Origin of the sequence: Bradyrhizobium guangdongense, from assembly GCF_004114975.1 — a bacterium.
GTDB classification, from domain to species: domain Bacteria; phylum Pseudomonadota; class Alphaproteobacteria; order Rhizobiales; family Xanthobacteraceae; genus Bradyrhizobium; species Bradyrhizobium guangdongense.
The window spans coordinates 616,189-642,116 of record NZ_CP030051.1 but is presented as its reverse complement, the minus strand read 5'-3'; the positions used below and the strand labels follow the sequence as shown (position 1 = coordinate 642,116).

Below are 25,928 nucleotides of genomic sequence, written 5' to 3'. Positions count from 1 at the left end.
CGATCTCGAACTTTAGCTGAGCGCCACGTTGACTGCCGATTCCGGCAGCTCCGCGTTGAAGCAGCGCTGGTAGAACTCGGCGACCAGGGGACGCTCGAGCTCGTCGCACTTGTTGAGGAAGGTGACGCGGAAGGCGAAGCCGATATCGCCGAAGATGTCGGAGTTCTCCGCCCAGGTGATCACCGTGCGCGGGCTCATCACCGTCGACAGATCGCCATTGGCGAAGGCGTTGCGGGTGAGATCGGCAAGGCGCACCATCTTGTTGACGATGTCGCGGCCTTCCTGGGTGCGATAGTGCTTGGCCTTGGCCAGGACGATCTCCACTTCCTCGTCGTGGCTGAGATAGTTCAGCGTGGTGACGATCGACCAGCGGTCCATCTGGCCCTGGTTGATCTGCTGGGTGCCGTGATAGAGGCCCGAGGTATCGCCGAGGCCGACCGTGTTGGCGGTCGCGAACAGGCGGAACGCCGGGTGCGGCTTGATCACCTTGTTCTGGTCGAGCAGCGTCAGGCGGCCCGAGACTTCCAGCACGCGCTGGATCACGAACATCACGTCCGGGCGGCCGGCGTCGTATTCGTCGAACACCAGCGCGACGTTGTGCTGCAGCGCCCAGGGCAGGATGCCGTCACGGAATTCGGTGACCTGCTTGCCGTCGCGGACCACGATGGAATCCTTGCCGACGAGGTCGATACGGCTGATGTGGCTGTCGAGGTTGACGCGCACGCAGGGCCAGTTCAGGCGGGCGGCGACCTGCTCGATATGGGTGGATTTGCCGGTGCCGTGATAGCCGGTGACCATCACGCGGCGGTTGCGGGCAAAGCCGGCGAGAATGGCAAGCGTGGTGGCGCGGTCGAAGCGGTAGTCGGAATCGACTTCAGGCACGTGAGGATCGACTTCGGAATAGGCCGGCACTTCGAGATCGCTGTCGATCCCGAACACCTGGCGCACCGACACCTTCATGTCGGGCAAACCGGAAACTTCCTCAACTTTGGACATGGCGGCGGTCGTCATCAATCCTCCGAGGTCCCGGGCGATCCCGAGACCAGTTATTTGCACGTTGGCTGCGGCTGGGTGCGGCTGCGAACCTATCAGAGACAACGTGCCGGCAGAAGCCTGCGCCCCAATCAAAGTTCCGTTGTCTTTTCATTTAGATAGGCAAGGAACGCGATTTTGGGAAGGCTGCCCTGCAAATCTCGCCCAAATTTCGCCCCGGGGCGACGCCCTGCCCAAGCGGGTGGCACTTTCATCGCTCAACCTTACTTATGTAGGGTCTGAACCCGAATGCCCCAGCCCGCTACAGAGACCTCGTGACGTCCTTTCTTGATCCCCTGATCTCCTTCGTTTCAGTCCACGCGTGGCTGGCCTACCTGACCCTGTTCCTGGCGGCGCTGCTCGAGGCGGTGCCGGTGGTGGGATCAGTGATCCCCGGCTCGACCATCATCCTGGCGCTGAGCGCCCTGGTTCCCGGCGGCGAGCTGAAGCTGCAATGGGTGCTGCTGGCGGCCGCCATCGGCGCCGTGCTCGGCGATGGCTCGGCCTACTGGCTGGGACACCGGCAGCAGCGCGAGATTCTCAACACCTGGCCGCTGAGCAACTATCCGCGCGTGGTGCAGGAGAGCGAGAGCTTCTTCCACCGCTTCGGCACCTGGGCCGTGTTCTTCGCCCGCTTCGTGCCGCCGATCCGCGCCTTCGTGCCCGTGACCGCCGGTGCGCTCGACATGGCGCCGGCAAAATTCTACGCGGTCAACATTCCGGCGATCCTGGTCTGGGCGCCGGCCCATGTGCTGCCGGGCGTGCTCGCGGTCTCTGCGCTGCACGAATATGCCGGGCTCCACCACCATGATCACGTCGGCAAGCATATCTGGATCTTGACCGTGGTGGCGACGGCGGTGGTCGGCGGCTTCGGCGTTTGGCTGTACCACCGCCGACAAAATGGCATCGCCGCGACGGCCAAGCCGCGGGCTTAGTTGACGACAGCGGCAGGCATGGCGCGTTCCCGGTTTTTCTAACCCGCAGCCCCCGTCCGCCGTCCCGGCGCCGGTCCCACATACCTTGCCCTTGGCCGGATCAGCTTGCCGAACTGTAATTGCTCGCTCGCATGCGCGATCCAGCCGACGCTGCGGGCCATCGCGAACAGCGCGAGCTCGCTGCCGACGGGCAGGCGCAGCGCGTGCACGAGCACGGCGAGCACATAATCGATATTGACGAACTCGCCGGTCGCTTCCGCGATCCGCTCCGGCACTTCCTTGGTGAATTTGCGCGGCGCGCCGGCGCGCGCCAGGGCATTCAACAGCGATTGCGCGCGGGGATCGCCGCGCTTGTAGACCCCATGGCCAAAGCCGGGAAAGCGCTCGCCGAGCGCCACGCGCTCACGCACCATCGGCTCGACGTCGCGATCGATCAGCGTCTTGACGAGCTGCGAGGCCAGCACGCCGGCGCCGCCGTGCTTCGGACCTTTCAGCGCGGCAAGACCGGCGATGACGGCATCGTAGAGACTGAGCCCGGTCGAGGCCGCGCAGCGCGCCGTGAATGTCGAGGCGTTCAGCTCGTGATCGGCCAGCAGTACCAGCGCGCGGCGGATCAGGTCGGGCGCGTGCTTGTTGTCAGGAGCCCAGGCGCGCGCGATCTGCTGATGTAGCGGCTCGGATGACGGTTCGGCATTCAGCATCGTGGCAACAAGCAGCCGGACGATGCGTGCGCCGACCATGGCGCGGCCATCGGGTGCGCGGGTGAACGCGCGGGAATCGGCGCTGGTCGCCAGCGCCAGCACGGCGATGGCGCGATCGATCGGCGCAGCGCGGCGCGCGGCGTCCGCAATCGCGCGCATCTCGTCGGAGAACTTCGGCTGGTTGTCGGGCGCGAAGGGATCGACGTCGGCGACGTCCCAGAGCAGCGTCGCGGTGTGCTCCAGCGTGTCACGCTCCGAAAGATCGACGCAGTTGACGCCGCGATAGATCGCGCCCTCCTCGGTGATGGTCGAGATCTCCGTATCCATGACGGGCAAATCGGCGTCGAAGCTGCGCAGGCCGCGCGGCTCCGGCGACGGCACGCGCCGCTCCTTCAGCGCGCGCACGTCCTCGGCGCGGTAGCGGTTCTTGCGCGAGTCCGGGGTTGGCTCGGAGCGGATCAGGCCGCGGCTGACATAGGCGTAGAGCGTGGCCGGCGAGATCGCGAGCTCGGCTGCCGCTTCACGGGCGGAGAGGTAGAGGCCTTCCGAATTTTTCATATTGATTGATGTAATCAAGATTGATCAATCTGTCGAGAGACCCGAACTTCTCTTCGTGCAGTGCAAAAAGGGAGATTGGGCCATGAACATCCACCTCACCAAAAGCCAGATCGGGCTGGACGGCGTTCCCGCGGCCGAGACGGTGCTGAGCCATGTCGACGGCGAACGCGGCGAACTGATCATCGCCGGCGAGCATGTCGGCCGCCTTGCCGCCGTCTCCAGTTTCGAGGGCGTCACCGCCCGGCTCTGGAACGGCGCCAGCAAGATCGCCCTCACCGAAGCCAGTGTCCGGGCAAGCCTGGGCGCGGCGCGCGAACGCGCCTTTGCCCGCCTGCCGCAGTTGCTGGCAGCGACGCAAGGCATGGGCATCATCGACGGCTTTCGTGCCGCCGTCGCGGGACTTCGCGCCGAGCCCGGGCTCGAGCACGAGGCGACCATCGTCGGCGCGTTCCCGGTCATTGCGGGCGCGCTGGTCCGGCGCGCGAAAGGGCTCGACCCGGTCGCCCCCGATCCGACCGTCAGCCATGCCGCCGATACGCTGCGCATGCTGCACGGGCGCGCACCGGCCGCGCGCGAAGTCACCGCGCTCGATGCCTATCTCGTCACCGCGAGCGACCATGGCATGAACGCTTCGACCTTTACCGCGCGCGTGGTGGCCTCGACGCAGGCCGATCTGTTCGCCGCCGTCACCGCCGGCTATTGCGCGCTGACCGGCCCGCTGCATGGCGGCGCACCGGAGCCGGTGCTGGAAATGCTGGACGCCATCGGCACGCGCGAACGCATCCAGCCCTGGGTCGATGCAGCACTGGCGCGCGGCGAGCGGATGATGGGCTTTGGTCACCGGGTCTATCGCGTCCGCGATCCACGCGCCGACGTGCTCAAGACCGCGGTCGAGGCGCTTGCGTCGAACGGCACCGATTTGCCGTTTGCCGGCGAGGTCGAGGCCTATATCCGCGCAGCCTTGCGCAAGAAGAATCCGGAGCGGCCGCTGGAGACCAATGTCGAGTTCTTCACCGCGATCCTGCTCGATGCGCTGGCGATCCCGCGCCAGGCCTTCACGCCGATCTTCGCGGTGGCGCGCGCCGCAGGCTGGACCGCGCATGCGCGCGAGCAGCAGCGCACCGGGCGGCTGATCCGGCCGAGCTCGTCCTATGTCGGGGCGATGCCGGAGGCGTGAGACGATTTGGCGAACAAGAGTAAGGGCGACGGCGGAGCTGCGCTCCGCCGTCGGACGCGACGTCCTGATCAAATCGCTGAAGGAGCCGGTACATCGTCAACGAGCACCCTGGAACATACGCGCATCCGGCGCATTGCCTGATCTGGCCCCGCAGAGGAACGCAATGCTGGACTTGTTTGGACATGCGGAGGAGGCCAGAATCGGCGAGATCGCCGCCGGCTATACGTCGAGCCGGATCGAGGTTGGATCCGAGTCCGAGAAGCGGTTCCGGGACCTGCTCCAGGCGCTGCCCGCCGCGATCTACACGACCGATGCAACCGGCCGCATCACGTTCTTCAATCAAGCCTGCATCCACTTTGCCGGACGTACGCCGGAAATCGGCGCGATGTGGTGCGTGACATGGAAGCTCTATCTTCCTGACGGCACGCCACTTCCCCACGACGAATGCCCGATGGCCGTCGCGCTCAAGGAGAACCGGCCGGTGCGCGACGTCGAGGCTGTGGCGGAACGGCCGGACGGCTCCCGGATCTGGTTCCTGCCATATCCGACACCGCTGCGGGACGAGCGTGGCCGACTGGTTGGCGCAGTGAACATGCTGGTCGACATCACCTCTCGCAAGCAGGCCGAGCAGCGGATGATGCTGCTCACATCCGAGGTCGACCACCGCGCGAACAATCTGCTTGCAGTGTCTCAGGCCATGCTGCGGTTGACGAAGGCGGATACCGCTGAAGAGTTTCAGGCCGCATTTGCGGGCCGGCTCAGCGCACTTGCCAACGTGCAGCGACTGTTCTCTGCCTCGCGCTGGACAGGTGCGAACCTGAAGACCATCGTGGAAGAAGAACTGCGGCCGTACGCGAGCCCGGACGGCGAGCGGATCAAAATCGCGGGAGAGGACGTGCATCTGCCGCCTACTCTGGCGCAGTCGATCGCGGTCGCGCTGCACGAACTGGCGACCAACGCCGCCAAATATGGTGCGCTGTCGATGCCTTCGGGCCGGCTGGAGATTCGCTGGGAGACCGATGGCGCGGAGCCTCTCGTGCTGCGCTGGTCGGAAAGCCGCGGTCCCCGGGTCAACGAGCCGCCGAAGCGCAAGGGCTTTGGAATCGGCGCCGTCGACGGCATCGTCCGGACATTACGGGGAAAGGTGACGCGGCAGTGGCGCCCGGAAGGACTGCTATGCGAACTGTCCTTGCCGCAAACGTAGACCAAGCCGGGATGAGACCGAGGCGAACCGCGGTCGAGCTTTCGCTCATTGTGTGAGCATGATCTTTCCGGAAAGCCGTTTCATGCTTTTCCGGATCATGCCCTAGGCCTCCCGCACCACCGTCTTCAGATAATTATACGCCTTGATGATCTCGATCAGGCGATCCTCAGTGGAGCGGTCGCCGCCATTGGCGTCGGGATGGTGCTGCTTGACCAGCGCCTTGTACTTGGTCTTGACGTCGGCGAGCGTGGCACTGGGGCCCAGGCCCATGACCTGAAGCGCCTTGCGCTCGGCATTCATCACCTTGCGCGTTTCCGGCTTGGGCTCCGCTTCGGGGCCCTTGCGCCAGCTCGCGCGCCCGTTGATCTCGCTGAACATGCTGAACGGATCGGACGCCATGTCGATCTCGGCTTCCGCACCCTTCTTGCCGCCATTGGCGCCCATCTTCCAGGTCGGACGATGGCCGGTCAGCGCATCCTTCTGGTAGCGCGCGACGGCGTCGGCATTCATGCCGGAGAAGAAATTGTAGTTCTGGTTGTATTCGCGCACGTGATCCAGGCAGAAGTGCCAGTACTCGCGCTGGTTCTCGCGTCCCTTCGGCGCACGGTGCGCGCCCTTGTTCTGACACCCGGCCCACTCGCAGGCGACCACGGTCTCGCGCGGCTTCGCTTCGGGCTGCTTGCCCCGCGGCTTCACGCGGATGGAGTCGAAGAACTTTGATGAATCGATCGGCATGGCTGACTTTGACTACGCAATGCAAAAACCTTCAAGTCTTGACATTGCAATTAGCGGCAAACCCGGCAAATAACGGGAGAACGAATTCTGCACCCGAATGGCACAACATGGCTATGCGAGACACTATCAGCAACAAGTTGCAGGAAGCTTTCACGCCGGAAAGCCTGCAAGTCGTCGACGAGTCACATTTGCATGAGGGCCATGCCGGTCATCGGCCGGGCGGCGAGACGCACTTCCGCGTCTATATTGTATCTGAAGCCTTCAAAGGGAAGAGCCGCGTCGATCGCCATCGCATGATTAATTCGGCGCTGGCTGCGGAACTCTCCGGCAGCGTGCATGCGCTGGCGATCCAGGCGCAGGCGCCGGGGGAAGGCTGAGGCCTTCGCGCTCGCCTGAGGAGCTTCGCGGCTCGTCAAAAACAGCCGTCATGCCCGGGCTTGTCCCGGGCATCCACGTTCTTCATGCGGCAAGTAAGATGTGGATGGCCGGGTCAAGCCCGGCCACGACGACGTCGATATTGAGCGGCCCAAAGCTGCTGCGTCAGAACGACGTCCCCGCCCGTCTTGGCTTCGCCTCTTCCATCTCGGCTTCGCGCGGGACCGGTGAAATACGGAGCGCGGTGATGCGGTTGCGTTCGCGGCGGAGGACGCGGAAGCGGAAGCCGTGGAAGGTGAAGCTCTGGCCGCGGTCGGGAATCGAGCGCGCCTCGTGAATCACGAGACCGGCAACCGTGGTTGCTTCCTCATCGGGCAGGCGCCAGTCCATGGCGCGGTTGAGGTCGCGGATCGGCACCGAGCCGTCGACCACGACGGAACCATCAGGCTGGGCGCGCACGCCAGCGACGACGACGTCGTGCTCATCGGAGATGTCGCCGACGATCTCTTCCAGAATGTCTTCCAGCGTCACCAGACCTTCGACCTCGCCGTACTCGTCGACGACCAGTGCGAAATGGGTTTTTCGCCGGCGGAATGCCTTGAGCTGCTCCGACACCGGGCGCATCTCCGGCACGAACCACGGCGGCAGCGCGATGGTGGAGACGTCGATGCGCGAGGTGTCGCCGTCGGAGGCGCGGATCGCGCGCAGGAGGTCCTTGGCGTGGAGCACGCCGATGATGTTTTCCGGCTTCTCGCGCCAGAGCGGAATGCGGGTGTATTCGGTCGCCAGCACTTCGCGCACCAGCTCCTCCGGCGGCAGATCGGCGTTGATCATCATCATCTCGGTGCGATGGATCATGACGTCGGAAACCTGGAGCTCCCGCAGGTCGAGCAGGCCGCCGAGCATGTCGCGGTCCTGCTTCTCGACCTTGCCCTCGTGATGCAAGAGGTCGACGGCGCCGCGCAGGCGTTCGGTCGGCGACAGGATCGCCTGGTGCTCGCCGGCGAGGCCGAAACCGCGCATCAACAGGCGCACGATGACTTCCACCACCCGCAGCAGCGGCCCCAGCACGTACATCGTCAGCCGCATCGGACGCGCGACGGCGAGCGCCATGCGGTCAGGCGCGTTGATGGCGATGGTCTTGGGCAGCACTTCCGCGAAGATCACGACCAGCGCCGTCATCACGCCGGTGGCATAGAGCACGCCGACATCGCCGAACCAGGCGGTGAAGATCGAGGTCGCGAGCGCGGAGGCCGTGATATTGGCGATGTTGTTGCCCAGCAGCAGCGCGCCGATCAGGCGCTCGCGCATGTCGAGCAGCTGCGAGACGACGTCGGCGTCGCGATTGCCCTGCTTGGACAGCCGCAGCATGCTGGCGCGCGAAGCGCCGGTCAGCGCGGTCTCGCTCGCGGCGAAGAAACCGGACACCAGCAGGCAGATGATGACGATAGTGAAGCCAAGCCAGTCCATGAATCACTCAACAGCCATGCAGCCACGCAATCACGCCTTGAGAGCGAGCTTGTCCTTCAGGAAGTCGCGCACCGGCGCCGGCTCGACGTCGCTGGCGATGACGGCGCGCCCCACCGCCTCCAGCAGGATGAAAGTGAGCTTGCCGCGCTTGACCTTCTTGTCCTGCGCCATCAGCGCCATCAGCGCGTCGGCATCGGCAAGGCCCTCCTGCGCGAAGCCGGCGATGTCCTGCAGGCGCGTCGGGAGGCCGGCCTCGATGAGGTGACGCTCGACACGGATGGCGTCAGCCTCGCCCATCATGCCGAGCCTCGCCGAGAACTGTGCGGCCAGCGTCATGCCGATCGCAACGCCCTCGCCGTGGAACAGGCGATCGGAGAAACCGGTCGCGGCTTCCAACGCGTGGCCGAACGTGTGGCCCAGATTGAGCAGCGCGCGCTCCCCGGTCTCGCGCTCGTCGCGCGAGACGACGCCTGCTTTGGCGCGGCAGGAGGTCGCGATCGCGTGCTCGCGCGCCGAGCCGCCCTTGAAGATGTCGGCATGGTTCTTCTCCAACCAGGTGAAGAAGGCCTCGTCGCCGAGCACGCCGTATTTGGCGACCTCGGCATAGCCTGCGCGGAATTGCCGCGGCGACAGCGTGTCGAGCACGGCGGTATCGGCAATCACCAGCACCGGCTGGTGGAAGGCCCCTAGCAGGTTCTTGCCCTGCGGCGAGTTGATGCCGGTCTTGCCGCCGACGCTGGAATCGACCTGCGCCAGCAGCGAGGTCGGCACCTGCACGAAATCGACGCCGCGACGCAGGATCGCCGCAGCAAAGCCGGCGAGATCGCCGACGACGCCGCCGCCGAGCGCGATGACCAGATCGTTGCGCTCGATCCTGGCGGCGATCAGGGCTTCGCTGACTCTTTCCAGCCCCGCATAGGTTTTGGAGATCTCGCCTTCCTCCACCACGACACGTGACGTTGGAATGCCGGCGGCGGCAAGCGAAGCCTCGGTCGGCTCCAACCAGTATTTTGCGACGGTGCGGTCGGTGACGATGGCGGTGCGCACACCGGGACGCAATGCGGCAACGCGTTCGCCGAGCGAGGACAGCACGCCGCGGCCGATGACGATGTCATAGGCGCGATCACCGAGCGCGACATCGACGTTGATGGGGTCGGAATGCTTCAGGGGCGCGGTCATCGAACGGCACTCGCAACGTCGGCAGGAGGTTGGGCGGCCGGCTCGCCGCAGAGATAAGCGTGCAGCGTTGCGATGGTCTCATCGACGATCCGGTCATGCGGCACATCGCGCGAGGCGATGGTGAGGTCGGCATGGCTGTAGACCGGCTCGCGCTCGGTGAGCAGGCGCGTCACGGTTCCCTCCGGGTCGGCGGTCTGCAGCAGCGGACGGTCGGCACGGCGGCGCACGCGGCGCATGATGACGTCGTGGTCGGCCTTGAGCCAGATCGAGATCGCCTTGGCCGCGATGCGCCCCCGCGTCTCCTCGCGCATGAAGGCGCCACCGCCGGTCGCCAGCACCACCGGTCCGCCGTCGAGCAGGCGCGCGATCACCCGCGCCTCGCCGTCGCGGAAATGCGGCTCGCCATGGCGCTCGAAGATCTCCGGTATGGTCATGCCGGCCGCCGCCTCGATCTCGGTGTCGGCGTCGACGAAGGGCAGCTTGAGGCGTGCCGCCATGCGGCGGCCGATGGTCGATTTGCCGACGCCCATCATGCCGACCAGCACGATCGAGCGTGTTCCGAGCGCCGACAGGATGTCGGCCTCGGGGCTCGCTTGTGCTGGCAACACGGCGTCGGACATGATTTGGCTCGATTGCATCCCGCTCGATCTGCCGCCAAAGGCGGCATCCGGGCCACCTATACGACCCCCTCGGGGCCCTCGCCAGAGGACTCTTGCTATGACCCGGCGAACATGTTGGATGATTTCATTGGTTAATTTGCCCGTTCAAGACCCTCCTCGAGACCTTGCCCGATGCCCAGCCTGTTCCGCTTCCTGACGGTCGTCGCCGTGATCGCCGGCATCGTCTATGGCGTGGTGTTCGCGCTGGCCAACTTCGTCAATCCGAAGCCGCGGGAAATGACGGTGACGATCCCGCCGGATAAATTTCTCAAGAAATAGGAGCTAGCCTGAAGGGCATGCGCAAATCCTCCGCCAGCAAGCCCTCGGACGCCAAGCTCACCGGCCTGTTCCTCGACATGCTCGCGGCGGAACAGGGCGCCGGGCCCAACACGCTCGATGCCTACAGGCGCGACCTCACCGATTTCTCCGAGTTTCTCGGCCGCGTCGGCCACAGCTTTGTGGACGCGGAGACGCAAATCCTGCGCGACTATCTCGGCGATCTCGATGCGCGCGGCTTCAAATCCTCCAGCGTCGCGCGGCGGCTGTCGGCGATGCGGCATCTGTTCCGCTTTCTGCTGAACGAGCGCATCCGGACCGAAGATCCCGCCGCAATCCTGTCAGGCCCCAAGCGCGGCCGCGGCCTGCCGAAGGTGCTGTCGATATCAGATGTCGACCGCATGCTCCGGCGCGCCAAGGAAATGAGCGAGGCGGCGGACGCCTCGCCGTCGCAGCGGTTGCGGGCCTTGCGGCTCTATTGTCTGCTCGAGGTGCTCTACGCCACGGGCCTGCGCGTCTCCGAGCTGGTATCGCTGCCGCGCTCGGCGGCGAAGCGCGACGCGCGCATGATCGTGGTGCGCGGCAAGGGCGACAAGGAGCGCCTAGTGCCGCTGAACGAGGCCTCGCGCCAGGCCATGGCGGATTATCTCGCCGCGACGGAGGCCGCAAAGGGCGAGAAGAAGGGCAGCCTCGCCGCCTCGAAATGGCTGTTTCCCTCCTTCGGCGAGAGCGGTCACCTGACGCGGCAACATTTCGCCCGCGACTTGAAGGAGCTCGCGGTTGCCTCGGGCCTGCAGGCCCGGCTCGTCTCCCCGCACGTGCTGCGGCACGCCTTTGCCAGCCACTTGCTCCACAACGGCGCCGATTTGCGCATCGTGCAGACCCTGCTCGGCCATACCGACATCTCGACCACCCAGATCTACACCCATGTGGTCGAGGAGCGGCTGAAGAGCCTGGTGCGCGACCTGCACCCGCTGGCGGAGAAGTAGGTGTCCGTGCCCTGCGCGCGGGTGCGCTCCCTCCCCCGCTTGCGGGGGAGAGCTGGGGAGAGGGTGTTTCCGCACCGGGGACACTCCCCAAGAGGAAAGAACCCTCACCCGGCGCTTCGCGCCGGCCTCTCCCGCAAGCGGGAGAGGTGAACCAACCGCCTTGACTTCGGCCACATCTCCGCAGAAAGAGCCGAGGCCTCACGATTGATTTGGCAGGCTGTTCACAGCATACAAGCCAACTCATTGAAGACGCTACACTTCTTTCCGCGGCCCCAACCTCGCTTCGCTCTCTCGCCCCGTCCCCCTATATTGAAACGATGCCAGACCAGATGCGCAGCTATCTCGACTTCGAAAAGCCCGTCGCCGAGCTCGACTCCAAGGTCGACGAGCTCAGGACGTTGGCTGCCTCCGGCACCGACATCGCCGAGGAGATCGGCCGGATCGAGGACAAGGCGGCGCAGGCGCTGGCCGACCTCTATCAAAACCTGACGCCGTGGCAGAAGACGCTGGTGGCGCGGCATCCGCAGCGGCCGCATTTCAACGACTTCATCAAGGGCCTGATCACCGAATTCACTCCGCTCGCCGGCGACCGCAAGTTCGGCGAGGACGAGGCGCTGGTCGCGGGCTTCGGCCGTTTCCGCGGCGAGCCGATCTGCGTGATGGGCCAGGAAAAGGGCGATTCCACCGAGAGCCGCATCAAGCACAATTTCGGCATGGCGCGGCCGGAAGGCTATCGCAAATGCGTGCGGCTGATGGAGATGGCTGAGCGGTTCGGCCTGCCCGTGCTGTCGCTCGCCGATTCCGCCGGCGCCTATCCCGGCATCGGCGCCGAGGAGCGGGGACAAGCCGAAGCCATCGCGCGCTCGACCGATGCCTGCATGGCGTTGACCGTGCCGAACGTCGCCATCATCACCGGCGAGGGCATGTCGGGCGGCGCGATCGCGATCACCACCGCCAACAAGGTCTTGATGCTGGAGCACGCGATCTACAGCGTGATCTCGCCGGAAGCCGCCTCCTCCATCCTCTGGCGCGACGGCAGCAAGGCGCAGGAAGCCGCCAATAACATGAAGATCACCGCCCAGGACATGCTCCGGTTCGGGGTGATCGACGCGATCCTGAAGGAGCCGGTCGGCGGCGCCCACCGCGACCCCGCTGCCATGATCGCCACGACAGGGGACGCCATCGCCAAGGCGTTCGACGAGCTCCGCGGCATGGACGGCGATGCCATCCGCAAGCAGCGCCGGCAGAAATTCCTCGAGATCGGCCGGAAACTGGGCTGATTCGAACGGATTCCGGTGTGTAGGGTGGGCAAAGCGAAGCGTGCCCACCAAATTCGCGTAAGGAGACAAGTGGTCGGCACGGCGCAAGCGCGCCTTTGCACCCTACGGCACCTCGCTCCAGACCGCCCCGGTAACCCCCCGTTAACCCTTTTTTTGCCCAAATCGGCGATCTCATTACCGGTTTCGCTGCAAAGTCCAAGTTCCGGCCAGTTTTAAGTCTCTGTTGACCACGCCTCTGGGCCAACGGGCTCGTGATGTCAGCTCGGGTTGCGACCCCAAGGTGCGGAGGTTAGAATTTTAATCAATGGCTTCAGGGCATAAGCGCTGGGGCGTGGACTGACAGTGCCGGGCTTTCCGGTCAGGCCATGCTCCAAGAAATCGGGGTTCGCGCTTCCGCCCGGCACGTTGTGGGGTCCATCTTGAATTCTCGTTCGCTTGCTCGCGCGCTCTTGGCTTCGGTTGCGCTTGCCGCCAGCGTTGTGCTGGCCGGCTGCGACACCGATCAGGTGTCGCTGGCGACCAACGCCAAGGCCAACCAGCCGGTCTCGCCCAAGCTCGTCGCCGCGATGGCCGAGAAGGACATGGACCTGCAATCGCCGATCCTGATCCGCCTGTTCAAGCAGGAGGCCGAGCTCGAGGTCTGGAAGCAGACCCGCAACGGCCAGTTCGCGCTGCTCAAGACCTATCCGATCTGCCGCTGGTCGGGCGACCTCGGCCCGAAGGTGCGCGAAGGCGACCGCCAGGCGCCGGAAGGATTCTACTCGATCAATCCGAGCCAGATGAATCCGCAATCGGCCTATTACCTCTCGTTCAACACCGGCTTCCCGAACGCCTTCGACAAGGCGCTGGGCCGCACCGGCTCGCAGCTGATGGTGCACGGCGATTGCTCCTCGCGCGGCTGCTACGCGATGACGGACGAGCAGATCGCGGAGATTTATTCGCTCGGCCGCGAGTCCTTCTTCGGCGGCCAGAAGGCGTTCCAGTTCCAGGCCTATCCGTTCCGGATGACGCCGGTGAACATGGCCAAGCACCGCAACAACCCGAACATGCCGTTCTGGCGGATGATCAAGGAAGGCTATGATCATTTCGAGGTGACGCGGCAGGAGCCGAAGGTCGATTTCTGCGAGAAGAAGTACGTGTTCGACGCGGCCAAGGCGCCCGACGCGAAGCGCGATCCGGTATTCGACGCCTCCGCCAAGTGCCCGGCCTATGTGATCCCCGAGGAGATCGCCAGCGCCGTGCGCGAGAAGGAGCAGCGCGACGAGGCCGAGTACAACAAGCTCGTCGCCAAGGGCACGCCGGTGGCACGCCTGAACACCGGCATCGACGGCGGCATGAACAAGATCTTCGCCTCCAAGATTCCGGAAGGCTCGACCGGCCTGTCGGAAGGCGCCGAAGGCAATACGCTGCAGATGCTGGCGATGTCGAAGGCGCCCGGCACCATCCCCGGCACCGTCAATCCGCCGAAGCCGAATATCGACGCGGTGGCAGCCGCGCCGCAGGAAGAGCCGGTCGTCGCCGTCAGCACGTCCCCGAGCAACACCCGCGTCGCGACCGCAGCGCCCGCAGAGAAGTCCGGCGGCTTCTTCTCCAATCTCGGCCACAAGATGGGCTTTGGCACCGCCGACGCGACGGCGACCACGTCGCCGCCGCAAGCGACCGCGTCCGTCGCTCCCGCCACGACGCCGACGACCGCAGCGTCGCGGCTGAAGGCCGCCGTGACGAGGTTCGTGCCGGGCCACCACGAGGCCGCCAAGGACAAGCCCGCCGTTGCCGCCAAATCCGCCGAGCCGGCCAAGCCCGCCGAGACCAAGGTCGCCGCAACGCGGCCCGCGCTGAAGCCGTCGGTGAACGAGAGTGCGGGTAATGTAACGGGTAGCGGCGTTGGCCAGCTCGCTGGCGCCGCACCTGTCGTGTCGTCGAACTCGTTCGACAACCGCTTTAGCGCTGTGAAGTAGGCGCGGGTTCGCCCTCGAAAGGCGCTCCGCGGTCCCCGCCCGCGAAGCCGGGACATGACAGTTGAGTTCTGGGCAAGAGCGGCGGCTTCGCCAAATCCTACGGCGCCAGGTACCGCATCAATTCCGGATTGCCCCTCACCTCGCCCGCTTCGCCCTGCAGCGCGACGCGGCCGCGGTCCAGCACATAGGCATAGTCGGCAACGCGGAGTGCGAGGTCGAGGTGCTGCTCGACGATGATGACGGCGATGCTCCTGGCGAGCTCGATCAGGCGCTCGGTGATCTCCTCGATCACGCCGATCCAGACGCCTTCGGTCGGCTCGTCGAGCAATAGCAGCTTCGGATCGCCAAGCATGGCGCGGCCGATGGCGAGCATCTTGCGCTCGCCGCCGGACAGCGTGCCGGCGGGCTGGTCGAGGCGCTGGCCGAGTTTTGGGAAGATCGCCAGCACGCGGTCGACCTCGGTCGCATCCTTGTTGAAGAGCGAGCCGACCGCGAGATTGTCGCGCACCGACAGGCGCGCGAACACCGAATGCTCCTGCGGCACATAGCCGATCCCGGCACGCACCCGTTCCTCGGGCCGGCGGCGGCTGATGTCGCGGCCGTCGAAGCCGACCTCGCCTTTCCACGCCGGCAGTTCGCCGACGATGGTCTTCATCAGCGTGGTCTTGCCGGCGCCGTTGCGCCCGAGCACGGCGACGCCGCCGCGCCAGGGGATGCCGAGGCTGACGTCGAACAGGACCTGGCTGCGGCCATAGCCGGCGTCGAGATGCTTGATGTCCAAAAATTCAGGCACGGCGCAGATAGATCTCCTGGACGGACGGGTTGGCCTGGATCTCCGACACGGTGCCTGAGGCCAGCACCCTGCCCTGGTCGAGCACGGTCAATCGGTCGCAGATGTCACGGATGAAATCGAGGTCGTGCTCGACGATGACCAGCGAGCAATGTTTCTTGATCGGCTGGAGCAGTTCGCCGGTGACACGGCGCTCCTCCAGGCTCATCCCGCCGGTGGGCTCGTCGAGCAGCAGAAGCTTCGGCTTGCCCGCGAGCGCCATCGCGATCTCCAGCCATTGCTGCTGGCCGTGCGAGAGCGCGGCCGCCGCTTCGAAAGCGCGGTCGGCGAGCCGGAATTGCGTCAACATGGTCATGACCTGGTCGTGCAGCGCGCCGCGCGTGCGCGAGAACACGAGATCGAGCAGCAAGGACTGCGCCTGGAGCGCCAGCAGGATGTTGTCGTAGAGCGTCAGCGAGGGCAGCACCGATGTGATCTGGAATTTCAGGCTCATGCCGGCTCGCGCCCGCTCGGTCGGCGTGAAGGCGGTGATGTCGGTATTGACGAAGCTGACCTTGCCCCGCGTCGGCACTTCGGCGCCGGCGATGCATTTCATCAGCGTGCTCTTGCCCGAGCCGTTCGGGCCGATCAGGCCGTGAAACTCGTTCTCCCCGACGGTGAGCGCTGCGCCATCGAGCGCGGTGAGCTTGCCGAAAATCTTCGAGACGCCCGCGGCCTCAAGGAGCGGCATTTTGCTTCCCCTTGATCTTGGCACCGAAGCTGCCGACCCGCTCGCGCTCGCCGAGCACGAAGCTGATCAGACCTAGCGGCCGGAACAGGATCACCAGCAGCAGCAACACGCCCAAAATAATTGGCCAGATGTCGCGGTAATTGTCCGACAGCCAGAAGCTGACGCCCTCGACGATGACGGTGCCGATGACGGCGCCGATCAGCGTGCCGGAGCCGCCGAACAGCACGTAGAGCACGACCTGCGTCGAGACCACGACGCCGACCATGTTGGGCCAGACAAAGCCTTCGTGGAAGGCATAGAGGCTGCCGGCAAGGCCGGCGATGGCGCCGCCGATCGCGAAGATGATCGCCTTCAAATGCTGCGCCTTGTAGCCGAAGAAGGCGATGCGCTGCTCGTTCTCGCGCAGGCCTGCGAGCGCAAGGCCGAACTGCGAGCGCACCAGGAAACGGCAGAGCAGATAGACCACGACGAGGATGCCGAGCACGAGATAATAGAACGCCGGCCCCTCCGAGAATTCATAACCACCTGATGTCATCGGCGCGATCGAGGGAATGCCGTTCTGGCCGCCGAGATAATACCAGCCGCGCGCCAGGCGGTCGGCGGCGTAGGAGCCGGTGAGCGTGCCCAGCGAGACGAAGATCACGCTGGAGGGATGCCGGCCCAGCAGCAGGAAGCCGCCGAGCAGCAGTGCGAAGGTCAGGCCGATCAGCGTGCCCGCAGGCAGTACCAGGAAGATGTTGGTGATGTCCAAGTCGCGGGCGAGCAGCGCGACGCCATAACCGGCCGAGCCGAAAAACAGCGCCTGGCCAAAGCTCATGATGCCGGCATAGCCCCAGACCAGGTCGAACGACAGCGCGAACAGCGCAAGGATGATCACGCGCGTTGCGAACACCGTGAGATAGTCCTGCAGCACCAGCGGGGCGAGCAGCGCCGCGACGAGCACCACGCCCTCCACGATGGGCAGGACTTTTCGTCTTGCCTTGACGTGTTGTCTGGCCTGTCCCGCTGCCACGCGTTCAGCCATCGCGTCGTCCGCTTCGTCGCCAGCGATGGCCTCTCTTAGCACACTCATCGACTTCGGCATTCCGCCTCAGCATTCCTTGGGGTCGACCAGACCCTCGCTGCGCGCGACGATCTCGTAATTCCCGCCCTTGGCGACCGCGGTGTACATCTTCATCTTGCAGTGGCGCTTGCCGGGCACCATCTCGGCCGGCCCGCCCGGGCCTTCGGCGATCTTGGCATGATCGAGCGCAGCGGCGACCGATTCACGATCGATCTTGCCGGCTTCCTTGACGGCGGCTTCCCACAACTTGAGGCCGCGATAAGTGCCGGTCGCGGCACTACCGGCGGCAAACAGGAAGTTGCCCGGAAAATCCTTCTCGTAAGCCGCCTGGATCTTCGCGTCGAACGGGTTCTCCTTGGTCAGCACCTTGAAATAATCGAGGCAACTGGCGAGCCCTTCGATCTCGTTCGCCTGATTGATGTTGAGCGTGTTCTCGTCATAGTAGACGCAGGCCAGCCGCCCGCCATTCTTGAGGAAGCCCGCTTCATAGAGCTGCTTGAAGAACGGACCGACGCCGGGCGGGATGACGGTGTTGAAGACGACGTCGACCTTGTTGGAGATGATGCGGTTGACTGTCGCGGAGAAGTCGATCTGGTCGAGCGGATAGTACTCTTCGAACACGACCTCGCCGCCGTTGGCCTCGATCACCTTGCGGGCATAGACGTTGAGCGTGTGCGGCCAGACATAATTCGCGCTCGGCAGCGCGAACTTCTTGCCGCCGTTCTTGATCAGCCAGGGGATGAACTCGTCGCATTGCTGCGCCGGCGTCGGCCCGGTGCAGAACAGGTAAGGCGTGCACTCCTTGCCTTCGTAGAGCTGCGGATAGATGTAGAGCGTCTTGCCGCGCGCCACGATCGGGTCCTTGATCGCATTGCGCATCGACGAGGTGATGCCGCCCAGCACCATGTCGACCTTGTCGCGCTGGATCAGCTTGCGCACGTTGCCGACCGCCACCGATTCGTTCGACGCGGTGTCCTCGATGTAGAGCTCGAGCGGACGGCCGAGCAGGCCGCCCGAGGCATTGACCTCCTTGATCACCATCTTGGCGACATTGGCGTCGGCATTGCCTGCATAGGCGATCGGGCCGGTGAGGTCGGTCGCGATGCCGACCTTGATCGGAGCTTCGGCAGCGTTGGCCCAGGGCGCGGGAATCACCCAGCTGCCTACCCCGGTTGCGACCGCGCCGGACGCGAAGGCGAAATTGGACAGGAAGCGGCGGCGCGAGAGCTGACCATCAAACATATGACTAAACCCCTTTTCCAGCGATGAGGCCCTGCGGCCGGAACTTGATGAAGGCAATGGCAAGGACGAAGACGAGGACATCGGCGACCACAGGCGCCATGATCCAGGGCAGCGCGGCGCTGAGCGTGCCGATCACTCCGGCGCCGGCGACAGGGCCGATGAAGGAGCCGACGCCACCGACCATGACGGCGACGAAACCCTGGATCAGGAAGCGGATGCCGAGATCGGCATAGAGGCTGAACACGGGCACGATCAGCGCGCCGGCAAGGCCGGCGAGCGCCGAGCCGAACGCGAAAGTGGCGCCGTACATCAGAGGCGTGGAAATGCCCGAGGCCCGCGCCAGCGACGGATTTTCCAGCGTGGCGCGCATCCGCAAGCCGAAGCTGGTGCGCGACAGCAACAGATAGCAGCCCGCCATGACCAGGAGCGTGATGACGATGATGGTGAAGCGCCACGCCGAGATGTGCATGGTGCCGATGTCGATCGAGCCGCCGATCGGCTCGGGCACGGTGAGATAGAAGCCGCCGATCAGCCCGCGCACGGATTCGCGGATGATCAGGCCGAGCGCGTAAGTGCCGAGCATGGCCACGATCGGCGCGGCGTAGAAGCGGCGGATGATCAGCGCCTCCAGCACGAAGCCGAGCCCGCCGACCAGGAAGGGCGCGGCGACCATGCCGGCCCAAATCGGCAGGCCCTTGGCGTAGGCGAGATAGGTGATGTAGGCCCCGAGCAGGACGAACTCGCCCTGCGCGAAGTTGAAGATGCCCATCATGCTGGCGATGATCCCGAGCCCCAGCACGATCAGGACGATGATCGCGCCGAAGCTCAGGATTTCGAAGGCCGCGACGAACGCGTTAGCCATACGATGCTGTCCCGTCCGCCTGCATTGCGTCTCCCCCTCACATCTTCTTCCAGTCGCCGATCTGCTCGAAGGCATGCGCGGCGCGGTAGATGGTGGATTCCTCGAACATGCGACCGACCAGCATCAAGCCGGCCGGCAGGCCGTCGATCATGCCGCAGGGCAGCGACATCGCGGGATGATGGGTGATGTCGAACGGCGCAGTGTTGGAGATCATCTCCAGCGCGCGTGCGACATACTCCTCGCGGCTGGCGGTCGGCTCCGGCAGCCTGGTCGCCTTCATGGGCGTCGTCGGCAGCAGGAGGAGGTCGTAATCGCCGAGCGCCTTGTCGTAGGCGGCCGTGAGCCGCCGCGAGATGTTCAACGCCTTGCCGTAGAAGCGCGGACCAAAGTTGTTGTTGATGTAGGTGCCGAGCATCATGAACAATTTCGTGGTCTCGGACAGCGAATCGGCCTGGCGGCGCCAGCCACGATGGAAATCCATCAGCGACGTCGAATAGAGATCGCCGCGGGAAAGGCCGTAGCCGTCGCCGAACATCATGGTCTGGGTCAGACCTTCGGTGCCGATCGGGGTCCAGATCGCACCGCCCAGCAGATGCATCGGGACCGATACCGTCTCGACGCTGGCGCCGAGATCCTTGAATCGCTTCGCCGCTTCGCGGACGCTCTCGTTCACCGCAGCCTCTGCGCCCGGCTGCTCAAAACCTTCCTTGAGGATGCCGATCTTCATGCCTTTGACGCCCTGGCCGAGCGCCTTGGTGTATTCCTCGACCTTGGGTGCCTTGATGCGGGGATCGTAGCCATCGTCACCGGCGAGCACTTCGAGCAGCAGCGCGTTGTCGGCAACCGTCCCTGTCATCGGGCCGGTATGATCGACATAGATCTCGATCGGCATGATCCCGGTATAGGGCACGAGGCCCCAGGTCGGCTTCATGCCGTAGATGCCGCAGAACGAGGACGGCATGCGAATCGAGCCGCCCTGGTCGCCGCCGATCGCCATATCGACCTCGCCGAGCGCGACGACGACCCCGGAGCCCGAAGACGAGCCGCCGGCCGAGTAGCCCATCTTGTGAGGATTGTGCACCGGACCATAGGAGCCGGTGTGGCTGCCTCCGGAGAGGCAGAAGTGCTCGCAATGGGTTTTGCCGACGATCTCGGCGCCGGCATCCAGCATGCGCGTGACGATGGTCGCGTCAAAATCGGGCACGTAGCCTTCCAGCGTCGACGAACCGTTCGTCATGGGCACGCCGGCCAGCATGATGTTGTCCTTCAGCGCGACGGTCTTGCCCTTGAGCTTGCCGCTCGCCGCGCCCTTCACCATGGATTTGCGGTACCAGGCGTTGCGCGGATTCTCTTCCGGCGACGGCCGATGGCCCGGCGTGCGCGGATATTTCACCTCCGGCACCTCGTCCGGCATCGCGGCCACCAGATTGTAGGCCTCGATCGAGCCCTGCATCAGGCCGCGGAACGAGGCGACATCGTCGTCGGTCAGCGAAAGGCCGCACTGCGCGGCGACGCTGCGAAGCTGGGCTGGCGTGGGAAGGGCAACTGTCACGGCGCTCTCCTGAAGTTTCTTGAAGCGAGTCCTTGGAAAGTTTGGGCGGGGCCGCCCCGGCACGACGCGCGCACCACCGGCCTCGCACATACATTCAAAACGGAAATATTTTCCTTTTCAAGTATTATTTTGCAAAGGCGCGTCCGCAGGCGGCTTCGCGGATCAGATCGGCTTGATCAGTCTGAAATCGAGACCGTCGGCTTCAGCGAGATGCATCGGCATCCGCGCGTGCCCGTTGCGGACGGTGACCGGTCCGCGCGCGCCGCTGTAGACGATATTGCGGCCGGCTGCGAGCATCGGCGCCATCGCCAATGTGCGAGCCTTGTTGGCCACCGCTTCGAGAAAGCGCAGGCCTTCGTATGCGGATTGGCCGACCGAGCCGATCGGCGGCGCATTCGGGCCGAACATCGCGCGGTAGCGGCTCTGGAAGTCGTCATTGGCGCGCGCGCCTGTGCCGGTGAAATAGCCGGAGGCGCAGAACAGGTTCTCGCTGTTGTCGGCGCCGATGCCGAGCAGCACGGTGTCGTCCATGGCCCCCGCAAGCCGCAGCGTGGTGGCGCCGAGGCCGCATTCGCCGAAGGCGCGGTTGAAGGTGCTGCTGTCGGTGCCGATCAGCGAGATCAGCACCACGTCGGGCCGCGCGGCACGGATGCGCGCCAGATGCGGCTCGTGATTGTCCTCGCCGAGCGGAACGAACTCCTCGCCGACGACGTAACCGCCGGTCTCCCTGATGTAGTTCTTCACGGCGCGATGCGATTGCCAGGGCCAGACGTAGTCGCTGCCGATCAGGTACCAGCGCTGCGCCTTCTTGACGTCGGCAAGCCAATGGATCGACGGCCGGCTCTGCCAGCGCGGCGTCTCGCCGATCGCCATCACGCCCGGCGTGCGCTCGCCGCCTTCATAGACCGGCGTGTAGATATAGGGGATGCGATGCCGCGTGGTGACGTCGCGCAGGCCGACACGGACCGCGCTGGTGTGCAGGCCCAGGATCAGGTCGACCTCGTCGAACGCGATGGCCTGCTCGGCGCGATTCAGCACCTCGTCGAGCGGCCCGCCGGCATCGTAGATCGACAGTTCGAGCTCGCGGCAGAGAATGCCGCCGCGCTTGTTGATCTCGGCGACTGCAAGCTGTGCGCTGTTGGTGGCGCAGGGCCCCCACACGCCAGGCGATCCGGTGCAGCAGATGAAGCCGCCGACGCGCAGCTTGTTGGCGCCTCGCCGTTTGAACAGGGCATGATCGCTCGGCAATAGCGCGCCGTCAGCCGCCAATGACGACAGATTCCTGAACAGCAGGGACGGCGGCAACGCCGGACCGCCGTGAGCCGGGAAGTTTACCGTCGTGCGCACGCCAACTCCTGTCTGGCACCAGACCTGAAAGCACGTTGAGCAGGCGGCCCCGGCATCCGCCCTTTTGTTGGGCAATGATCCTATTTTGAAAATATTGAATATTCAACAATTGAAGTGCATATAGATGCAGCATTGATTGCAAGACATTCACTCATTCGGGTCAAGACGAAGTCTTAGCCGTGGCAAAATCGAACGCTCCCATCACCGAACACCTCGCCTACCTGCTCGCGCAAGCCAACCGGGAGATCAACCGGCAGTTGGAGCTGCGCCTGAGCAAGGAGGGCGTTCCCGTCGAACAATGGCGCATCCTGAAAGTGTTGTCGGACGGCGACGGCCATTCGATGGGCGAGCTTGCGGACGCGGTGCTGCTCAACCATCCGACGCTGACCAAGATGATCGACCGCATGGTCTCCGACGCGCTGGTCTATCGCGTGCAGGACCCCAACGACCGCCGCAAGGTGCTGATGTTCATCTCCGACCGCGGCAAGGTGCTGTCCAAGAAGCTCAACTCGCTCGCAGTGGACCAGGAAGAGCACATCCTGGAGAGCTACGGCGACAAGTCGACCAGCGAATTGAAGCGGCTGCTGGAGAGCTTGATCGACAGCTCGAATTGAGGCGCGGGCGCGCAGCGGTTGCGAAAATCGCGCACCCCACGCTCAGCTGTCATCGCCCGATTTAATCGGGCGATCCAGTATTCCAGAGGCTGAGGTGATTGAGGCCGAGAAGCCGCGGCGTATTTTGGTCGCCCGGTCCTGGTGCGCAATTGCGCACTGGCCGGGCGACGACGGTGGAGAGTGAGGCCGCCAACGTCACGCCTCAGCTTTCACGCCTTAAGCGTACCGCCCGTGGCAGTGCTTGAACTTCTTGCCTGAGCCGCACGGGCAGTCCTCGTTGCGGCCGACCTTGCCCCAGCTTGCCGGGTTCTTCGGGTCGCGCAGCGCGGCGTCGGTGTGCTGCGGAGCCAGCGTGACGCTGGCGAGGGCCATTTCGTCTTCGCCGGTGTTCGGATCGAACTTGTGCGCTTCCATCTGCGGCAGGACGGGAGCTTCCTGCTCCGGCGGGACGATCTCGACCCGCATCAGCTGCGCAGTGACCGCTTCGCGCAAGTGCGCGCTCATCTCCTGGAAGAGGTTGAAGGCCTCGGTCTTGTACTCCTGCAAGGGATCGCGCTGGCCGTAGCCGCGCAGGCCGATGACCTGGCGCAGATGATCGAGCATGATCAGGTGCTCGCGCCAGAGATGGTCGAGCGTCTGGAGCAGGATGGTCTTCTCGACGTAGCGCATCACGTCGGGGCCCCATTGCGCGACCTTGGCCGCCATGTGCTCGTCGGCCTTGGTCTCGATGCGCTTGAGCAGCTCCTCGTCGGCGATGCCCTCTTCCTTGGCCCAGTCGTCGACCGGCAGGTCCAGATCGAGCACGCGCCTCAATTCGTCCTTCAGGCCGGCTGTGTCCCACTGCTCGGCATAGGCATGCTCGGGCACGTGCTTGGCGACGAGATCGTCGATGAAGGCGTGGCGCATGTCGGTGACGGTCTCCGCCACGCTGTCGTCCTTCATCAGGTCGACGCGCTGGTCGAAGATCACCTTGCGCTGGTCGTTCTGGACGTTGTCGAACTTCAAGAGGTTCTTGCGGATGTCGAAGTTGCGGGCCTCGACCTTCTGCTGCGCCTTCTCCAGTGCCTTGTTGATCCAAGGATGGATGATCGCCTCGCCCTCTTGCAGGCCGAGACGCTGCAGCATGCTGTCGAGGCGATCCGAGCCGAAGATGCGCATCAGATCGTCTTCCAGCGAAAGGAAGAATTTCGAGCGGCCGGGGTCGCCCTGACGGCCGGAACGGCCGCGCAGCTGGTTGTCGATGCGGCGGGATTCATGCCGCTCGGAGCCGATGATGTAGAGGCCGCCGGGCTTCTTCACGGTCTTGGCCGGCTTCGAACCCTTCGCCGGCTCGACCTCGACGGTCTCTTCCGCCTTCAGCACGAGATCGCGGAAGTGCGCGATGTCGGCCTTGATCTGCTCGATCTTTTTCGCCTTCTCGGCCTCGTCCTCGATGCCTGCGGTCTCCTGCTGGAGGCGCATTTCCAGCGAGCCGCCGAGCTTGATGTCGGTACCACGGCCGGCCATGTTGGTCGCGATCGTGATCGCGCCGGGCACGCCGGCCTCCGCCACGATATAGGCTTCCTGCTCGTGGAAGCGCGCATTCAGCACTGCGAACAGCTTTGCCGGCTTGCCGGCGCGGGCCGCGGCATAGAGCTTGTCGAGCGCGTTCTCCTTGCCGAAATCGATCTGCTTGTAGCCGTTCTGCTTCAGGAATTCGGCCAGCACTTCCGACTTCTCGATCGAGGCGGTACCGACCAGCACCGGCTGGAGCCGCGCGTTCGCGCGCTCGATCTCGGCGAGGATCGCCTGGTATTTTTCCTTTTGCGTCCGGTAGACCTCGTCGTCCTCGTCGAGGCGCGCGATCGACAGATTGGTCGGGATCTCCACGACCTCGAGCTTGTAGATGTCGAACAGTTCGTCCGCTTCGGTCGCGGCCGTGCCGGTCATGCCCGCCAGCTTCTCGTACATGCGGAAATAGTTCTGGAAGGTGATCGAGGCCAGCGTCTGGTTCTCGGGCTGGACCTGGACGTGCTCCTTGGCTTCCAGTGCCTGATGCAGACCTTCCGAATAGCGGCGGCCCGGCATCATGCGTCCGGTGAACTCGTCGATGATGACGACCTCGTTGTCGCGGACGATGTAGTCCTTGTCGCGGGTGAACAGCGTGTGGGCGCGCAGCGCCTGGTTGATGTGGTGCACGACGGAGACGTTCTCGACGTCGTAGAGCGACTCGCCCTTGAGCTGGCCGGCGTCGCGCAGCAGCGTCTCGATCTTCTCCATGCCGCCTTCGGTCAGCGTCACGGTGCGCTGCTTCTCGTCGACCTCGTAATCGGTCTTGTCGAGCTTCGGCAGGAAGCTGTCGATGGTGTTGTAGAAGTCCGAGCGATCGTCGAGCGGGCCGGAGATGATCAGCGGCGTGCGCGCTTCGTCGATCAGGATGGAGTCGACCTCGTCGACGATGGCGAAGAAGTGCGGCCGCTGGACCATGTCCTCGAGCCGGTACTTCATGTTGTCGCGCAGATAATCGAAGCCGTATTCGTTGTTGGTGCCGTAGGTGATGTCGCAGGCATAGGCCGCCTTGCGCTCGGCGTCGTCGAGGCCGTGGACGATCACGCCCGTGGTCATGCCGAGGAAGCCGTAGATCTGGCCCATCCAGCCGGAGTCGCGGCGGGCGAGATAGTCGTTGACGGTGACGACGTGGACGCCCTTGCCGGCGAGCGCATTGAGGTAGACCGCGAGCGTTGCGACCAGCGTCTTGCCTTCGCCGGTCTTCATCTCGGCGATGTCGCCCTCATGAAGCACCATGCCGCCGATCAGCTGGACGTCGAAATGGCGCTGGCCGAGCGTGCGCTTGGCCGCCTCCCGCACGGTCGCGAAGGCGGGCACGAGCAGGTCATCCAGCGTCTTGCCTTCGGCAAGCTGCTTCTTGAACTCGGCGGTGCGGGCCTTGAGCGCCTCGTCGGAGAGTTTGGCTAGCTCGGGCTCCAGCGCGTTGATCGCGTTGATGCGGGACTGGTATCCCTTCACCCGCCGGTCGTTGGCGGAGCCGAAAAACTTGCGGGCGAGCGCGCCGATCATGCCTAGTTCCTGTGTTCGCGATTTAACCGCGTTGGCCTAAGAAAGTTGTCACCCTCCGGCCTATCAACTCACCGTGACGCCTTCCGGCGCCAGAGCCCGGACTTTCGGGGCTCATCCGCCATATGGGTGGGAAGTGGGCTAGT

The 25,928-nt window shown here is 64.8% G+C and carries 23 protein-coding genes; 9 read left to right on the top strand and 14 right to left on the bottom strand.

Annotation, left to right across the window (positions count from 1 at the left end):
• Positions 1-12: 12 nt before the first annotated feature.
• Positions 13-1,011, bottom strand: a complete 999-nt coding sequence (cobS, locus tag X265_RS03040) for a cobaltochelatase subunit CobS (RefSeq protein WP_092293052.1) — start codon at positions 1,009-1,011, stop codon at positions 13-15.
• 296 nt (positions 1,012-1,307) lie between these two features.
• Between cobS and X265_RS03035 the strand changes: the two genes are divergently transcribed.
• Complete coding sequence (locus X265_RS03035; protein ID WP_128963583.1) at positions 1,308-1,967, top strand: DedA family protein; 660 nt, start codon at positions 1,308-1,310, stop codon at positions 1,965-1,967.
• Positions 1,968-2,005: 38 nt separating this feature from the next.
• Here X265_RS03035 and X265_RS03030 read toward each other — a convergent pair whose 3' ends face one another.
• A complete protein-coding gene (locus X265_RS03030) occupies positions 2,006-3,226 on the bottom strand; it encodes a citrate/2-methylcitrate synthase (protein WP_128963582.1) in 1,221 nt (406 codons plus the stop codon).
• A gap of 82 nt (positions 3,227-3,308) precedes the next feature.
• Between X265_RS03030 and X265_RS03025 the strand changes: the two genes are divergently transcribed.
• On the top strand, positions 3,309-4,403 hold the full coding sequence (locus X265_RS03025) for a citrate synthase/methylcitrate synthase (protein ID WP_128963581.1): 1,095 nt from the start codon (positions 3,309-3,311) through the stop codon (positions 4,401-4,403).
• Positions 4,404-4,566: 163 nt separating this feature from the next.
• Positions 4,567-5,607, top strand: a complete 1,041-nt coding sequence (locus X265_RS03020) for a sensor histidine kinase (protein WP_164938404.1) — start codon at positions 4,567-4,569, stop codon at positions 5,605-5,607.
• 102 nt (positions 5,608-5,709) lie between these two features.
• Here X265_RS03020 and X265_RS03015 read toward each other — a convergent pair whose 3' ends face one another.
• The gene (locus X265_RS03015) at positions 5,710-6,342 is read right to left on the bottom strand and encodes a J domain-containing protein (RefSeq protein WP_128963579.1); all 633 of its coding nucleotides are present in this window, start codon (positions 6,340-6,342) and stop codon (positions 5,710-5,712) included.
• Positions 6,343-6,449: 107 nt separating this feature from the next.
• Here X265_RS03015 and X265_RS03010 point away from each other — a divergent pair, with 107 nt between their 5' ends.
• Entirely contained in the window at positions 6,450-6,719 is a 270-nt protein-coding gene (locus tag X265_RS03010) for a BolA family protein (RefSeq protein WP_128969116.1), read from the top strand.
• A gap of 163 nt (positions 6,720-6,882) precedes the next feature.
• Here X265_RS03010 and X265_RS03005 read toward each other — a convergent pair whose 3' ends face one another.
• The 3 genes from X265_RS03005 to X265_RS02995 are packed head-to-tail and all read right to left on the bottom strand — an operon-like array spanning position 6,883 to position 9,986.
• Entirely contained in the window at positions 6,883-8,187 is a 1,305-nt protein-coding gene (locus X265_RS03005; protein ID WP_128963578.1) for an HlyC/CorC family transporter, read from the bottom strand.
• 30 nt (positions 8,188-8,217) lie between these two features.
• The gene (aroB, locus tag X265_RS03000) at positions 8,218-9,366 is read right to left on the bottom strand and encodes a 3-dehydroquinate synthase (protein WP_128963577.1); all 1,149 of its coding nucleotides are present in this window, start codon (positions 9,364-9,366) and stop codon (positions 8,218-8,220) included.
• Complete coding sequence (locus tag X265_RS02995) at positions 9,363-9,986, bottom strand: shikimate kinase (RefSeq protein ID WP_164938403.1); 624 nt, start codon at positions 9,984-9,986, stop codon at positions 9,363-9,365. The genes aroB and X265_RS02995 overlap by 4 nt, the downstream gene beginning before the upstream one ends.
• 171 nt (positions 9,987-10,157) lie before the next feature.
• Between X265_RS02995 and X265_RS02990 the strand changes: the two genes are divergently transcribed.
• The 4 genes from X265_RS02990 (at position 10,158) to X265_RS02975 (ending at position 14,528) form a co-directional block, all read left to right on the top strand.
• Positions 10,158-10,304 carry a hypothetical protein gene (locus X265_RS02990; RefSeq protein ID WP_035669499.1) on the top strand — a complete coding sequence of 49 codons (147 nt, stop codon included), beginning with the start codon at positions 10,158-10,160 and terminating at the stop codon, positions 10,302-10,304.
• Positions 10,305-10,321: 17 nt separating this feature from the next.
• The gene (gene xerD / locus X265_RS02985; RefSeq protein ID WP_128963575.1) at positions 10,322-11,290 is read left to right on the top strand and encodes a site-specific tyrosine recombinase XerD; all 969 of its coding nucleotides are present in this window, start codon (positions 10,322-10,324) and stop codon (positions 11,288-11,290) included.
• A gap of 317 nt (positions 11,291-11,607) precedes the next feature.
• Positions 11,608-12,570 (top strand): acetyl-CoA carboxylase carboxyltransferase subunit alpha, encoded by a 963-nt coding sequence (locus X265_RS02980; RefSeq protein WP_128963574.1) that lies wholly within the window; start codon positions 11,608-11,610, stop codon positions 12,568-12,570.
• Between the two features lie 419 nt (positions 12,571-12,989).
• On the top strand, positions 12,990-14,528 hold the full coding sequence (locus tag X265_RS02975; RefSeq protein ID WP_164938402.1) for a L,D-transpeptidase family protein: 1,539 nt from the start codon (positions 12,990-12,992) through the stop codon (positions 14,526-14,528).
• A gap of 97 nt (positions 14,529-14,625) precedes the next feature.
• Here the strand turns inward: X265_RS02975 and X265_RS02970 are convergent, their stop codons facing one another.
• From X265_RS02970 to X265_RS02940, 7 genes are all read right to left on the bottom strand, one after another.
• Positions 14,626-15,321, bottom strand: coding sequence for an ABC transporter ATP-binding protein (locus X265_RS02970; protein WP_128963572.1), 696 nt, complete (start codon positions 15,319-15,321; stop codon positions 14,626-14,628).
• Entirely contained in the window at positions 15,314-16,048 is a 735-nt protein-coding gene (locus X265_RS02965; RefSeq protein ID WP_128963571.1) for an ABC transporter ATP-binding protein, read from the bottom strand. The genes X265_RS02970 and X265_RS02965 overlap by 8 nt, the downstream gene beginning before the upstream one ends.
• The gene (locus X265_RS02960; RefSeq protein WP_128963570.1) at positions 16,035-17,132 is read right to left on the bottom strand and encodes a branched-chain amino acid ABC transporter permease; all 1,098 of its coding nucleotides are present in this window, start codon (positions 17,130-17,132) and stop codon (positions 16,035-16,037) included. The genes X265_RS02965 and X265_RS02960 overlap by 14 nt, the downstream gene beginning before the upstream one ends.
• A 6-nt stretch (positions 17,133-17,138) precedes the next feature.
• The gene (locus X265_RS02955; RefSeq protein WP_128963569.1) at positions 17,139-18,353 is read right to left on the bottom strand and encodes a substrate-binding protein; all 1,215 of its coding nucleotides are present in this window, start codon (positions 18,351-18,353) and stop codon (positions 17,139-17,141) included.
• Positions 18,354-18,357: 4 nt separating this feature from the next.
• Positions 18,358-19,215, bottom strand: a complete 858-nt coding sequence (locus X265_RS02950; protein WP_128963568.1) for a branched-chain amino acid ABC transporter permease — start codon at positions 19,213-19,215, stop codon at positions 18,358-18,360.
• Positions 19,216-19,252: 37 nt separating this feature from the next.
• Complete coding sequence (locus tag X265_RS02945; RefSeq protein ID WP_128963567.1) at positions 19,253-20,767, bottom strand: amidase; 1,515 nt, start codon at positions 20,765-20,767, stop codon at positions 19,253-19,255.
• 162 nt (positions 20,768-20,929) lie between these two features.
• Positions 20,930-22,114, bottom strand: coding sequence for a substrate-binding domain-containing protein (locus X265_RS02940; protein ID WP_128963566.1), 1,185 nt, complete (start codon positions 22,112-22,114; stop codon positions 20,930-20,932).
• Positions 22,115-22,293: 179 nt separating this feature from the next.
• On the opposite strand from X265_RS02940, the gene X265_RS02935 reads away from it, so the two are divergent.
• On the top strand, positions 22,294-22,728 hold the full coding sequence (locus tag X265_RS02935; protein ID WP_092293089.1) for a MarR family winged helix-turn-helix transcriptional regulator: 435 nt from the start codon (positions 22,294-22,296) through the stop codon (positions 22,726-22,728).
• Positions 22,729-22,944: 216 nt separating this feature from the next.
• On the opposite strand, the gene secA is transcribed toward X265_RS02935, so the two are convergent.
• Positions 22,945-25,785, bottom strand: a complete 2,841-nt coding sequence (gene secA / locus X265_RS02930; protein ID WP_128963565.1) for a preprotein translocase subunit SecA — start codon at positions 25,783-25,785, stop codon at positions 22,945-22,947.
• Between the last annotated feature and the right edge of the window lie 143 nt (positions 25,786-25,928).

Excerpts from the sequence above, each read along its gene's own strand:
- secA (WP_128963565.1), bottom strand. The coding sequence starts at position 25,785 with ATGATCGGCGCGCTCGCCCGCAAGTTTTTCGGCTCCGCCAACGACCGG.
- X265_RS02965 (WP_128963571.1), bottom strand. The coding sequence starts at position 16,048 with ATGCCGCTCCTTGAGGCCGCGGGCGTCTCGAAGATTTTCGGCAAGCTC.
- X265_RS02980 (WP_128963574.1), top strand. The coding sequence starts at position 11,608 with ATGCCAGACCAGATGCGCAGCTATCTCGACTTCGAAAAGCCCGTCGCC.
- X265_RS03010 (WP_128969116.1), top strand. The coding sequence starts at position 6,450 with ATGGCTATGCGAGACACTATCAGCAACAAGTTGCAGGAAGCTTTCACG.
- X265_RS02955 (WP_128963569.1), bottom strand. The coding sequence starts at position 18,353 with ATGTTTGATGGTCAGCTCTCGCGCCGCCGCTTCCTGTCCAATTTCGCC.
- aroB (WP_128963577.1), bottom strand. The coding sequence starts at position 9,366 with ATGACCGCGCCCCTGAAGCATTCCGACCCCATCAACGTCGATGTCGCG.
- X265_RS03025 (WP_128963581.1), top strand. The coding sequence starts at position 3,309 with ATGAACATCCACCTCACCAAAAGCCAGATCGGGCTGGACGGCGTTCCC.
- X265_RS02990 (WP_035669499.1), top strand. The coding sequence starts at position 10,158 with ATGCCCAGCCTGTTCCGCTTCCTGACGGTCGTCGCCGTGATCGCCGGC.
- X265_RS02960 (WP_128963570.1), bottom strand. The coding sequence starts at position 17,132 with ATGCCGAAGTCGATGAGTGTGCTAAGAGAGGCCATCGCTGGCGACGAA.
- X265_RS03030 (WP_128963582.1), bottom strand. The coding sequence starts at position 3,226 with ATGAAAAATTCGGAAGGCCTCTACCTCTCCGCCCGTGAAGCGGCAGCC.
- X265_RS03015 (WP_128963579.1), bottom strand. The coding sequence starts at position 6,342 with ATGCCGATCGATTCATCAAAGTTCTTCGACTCCATCCGCGTGAAGCCG.
- cobS (WP_092293052.1), bottom strand. The coding sequence starts at position 1,011 with ATGACGACCGCCGCCATGTCCAAAGTTGAGGAAGTTTCCGGTTTGCCC.
- X265_RS03020 (WP_164938404.1), top strand. The coding sequence starts at position 4,567 with ATGCTGGACTTGTTTGGACATGCGGAGGAGGCCAGAATCGGCGAGATC.
- X265_RS03005 (WP_128963578.1), bottom strand. The coding sequence starts at position 8,187 with ATGGACTGGCTTGGCTTCACTATCGTCATCATCTGCCTGCTGGTGTCC.
- xerD (WP_128963575.1), top strand. The coding sequence starts at position 10,322 with ATGCGCAAATCCTCCGCCAGCAAGCCCTCGGACGCCAAGCTCACCGGC.
- X265_RS02995 (WP_164938403.1), bottom strand. The coding sequence starts at position 9,986 with ATGTCCGACGCCGTGTTGCCAGCACAAGCGAGCCCCGAGGCCGACATC.
- X265_RS02950 (WP_128963568.1), bottom strand. The coding sequence starts at position 19,215 with ATGGCTAACGCGTTCGTCGCGGCCTTCGAAATCCTGAGCTTCGGCGCG.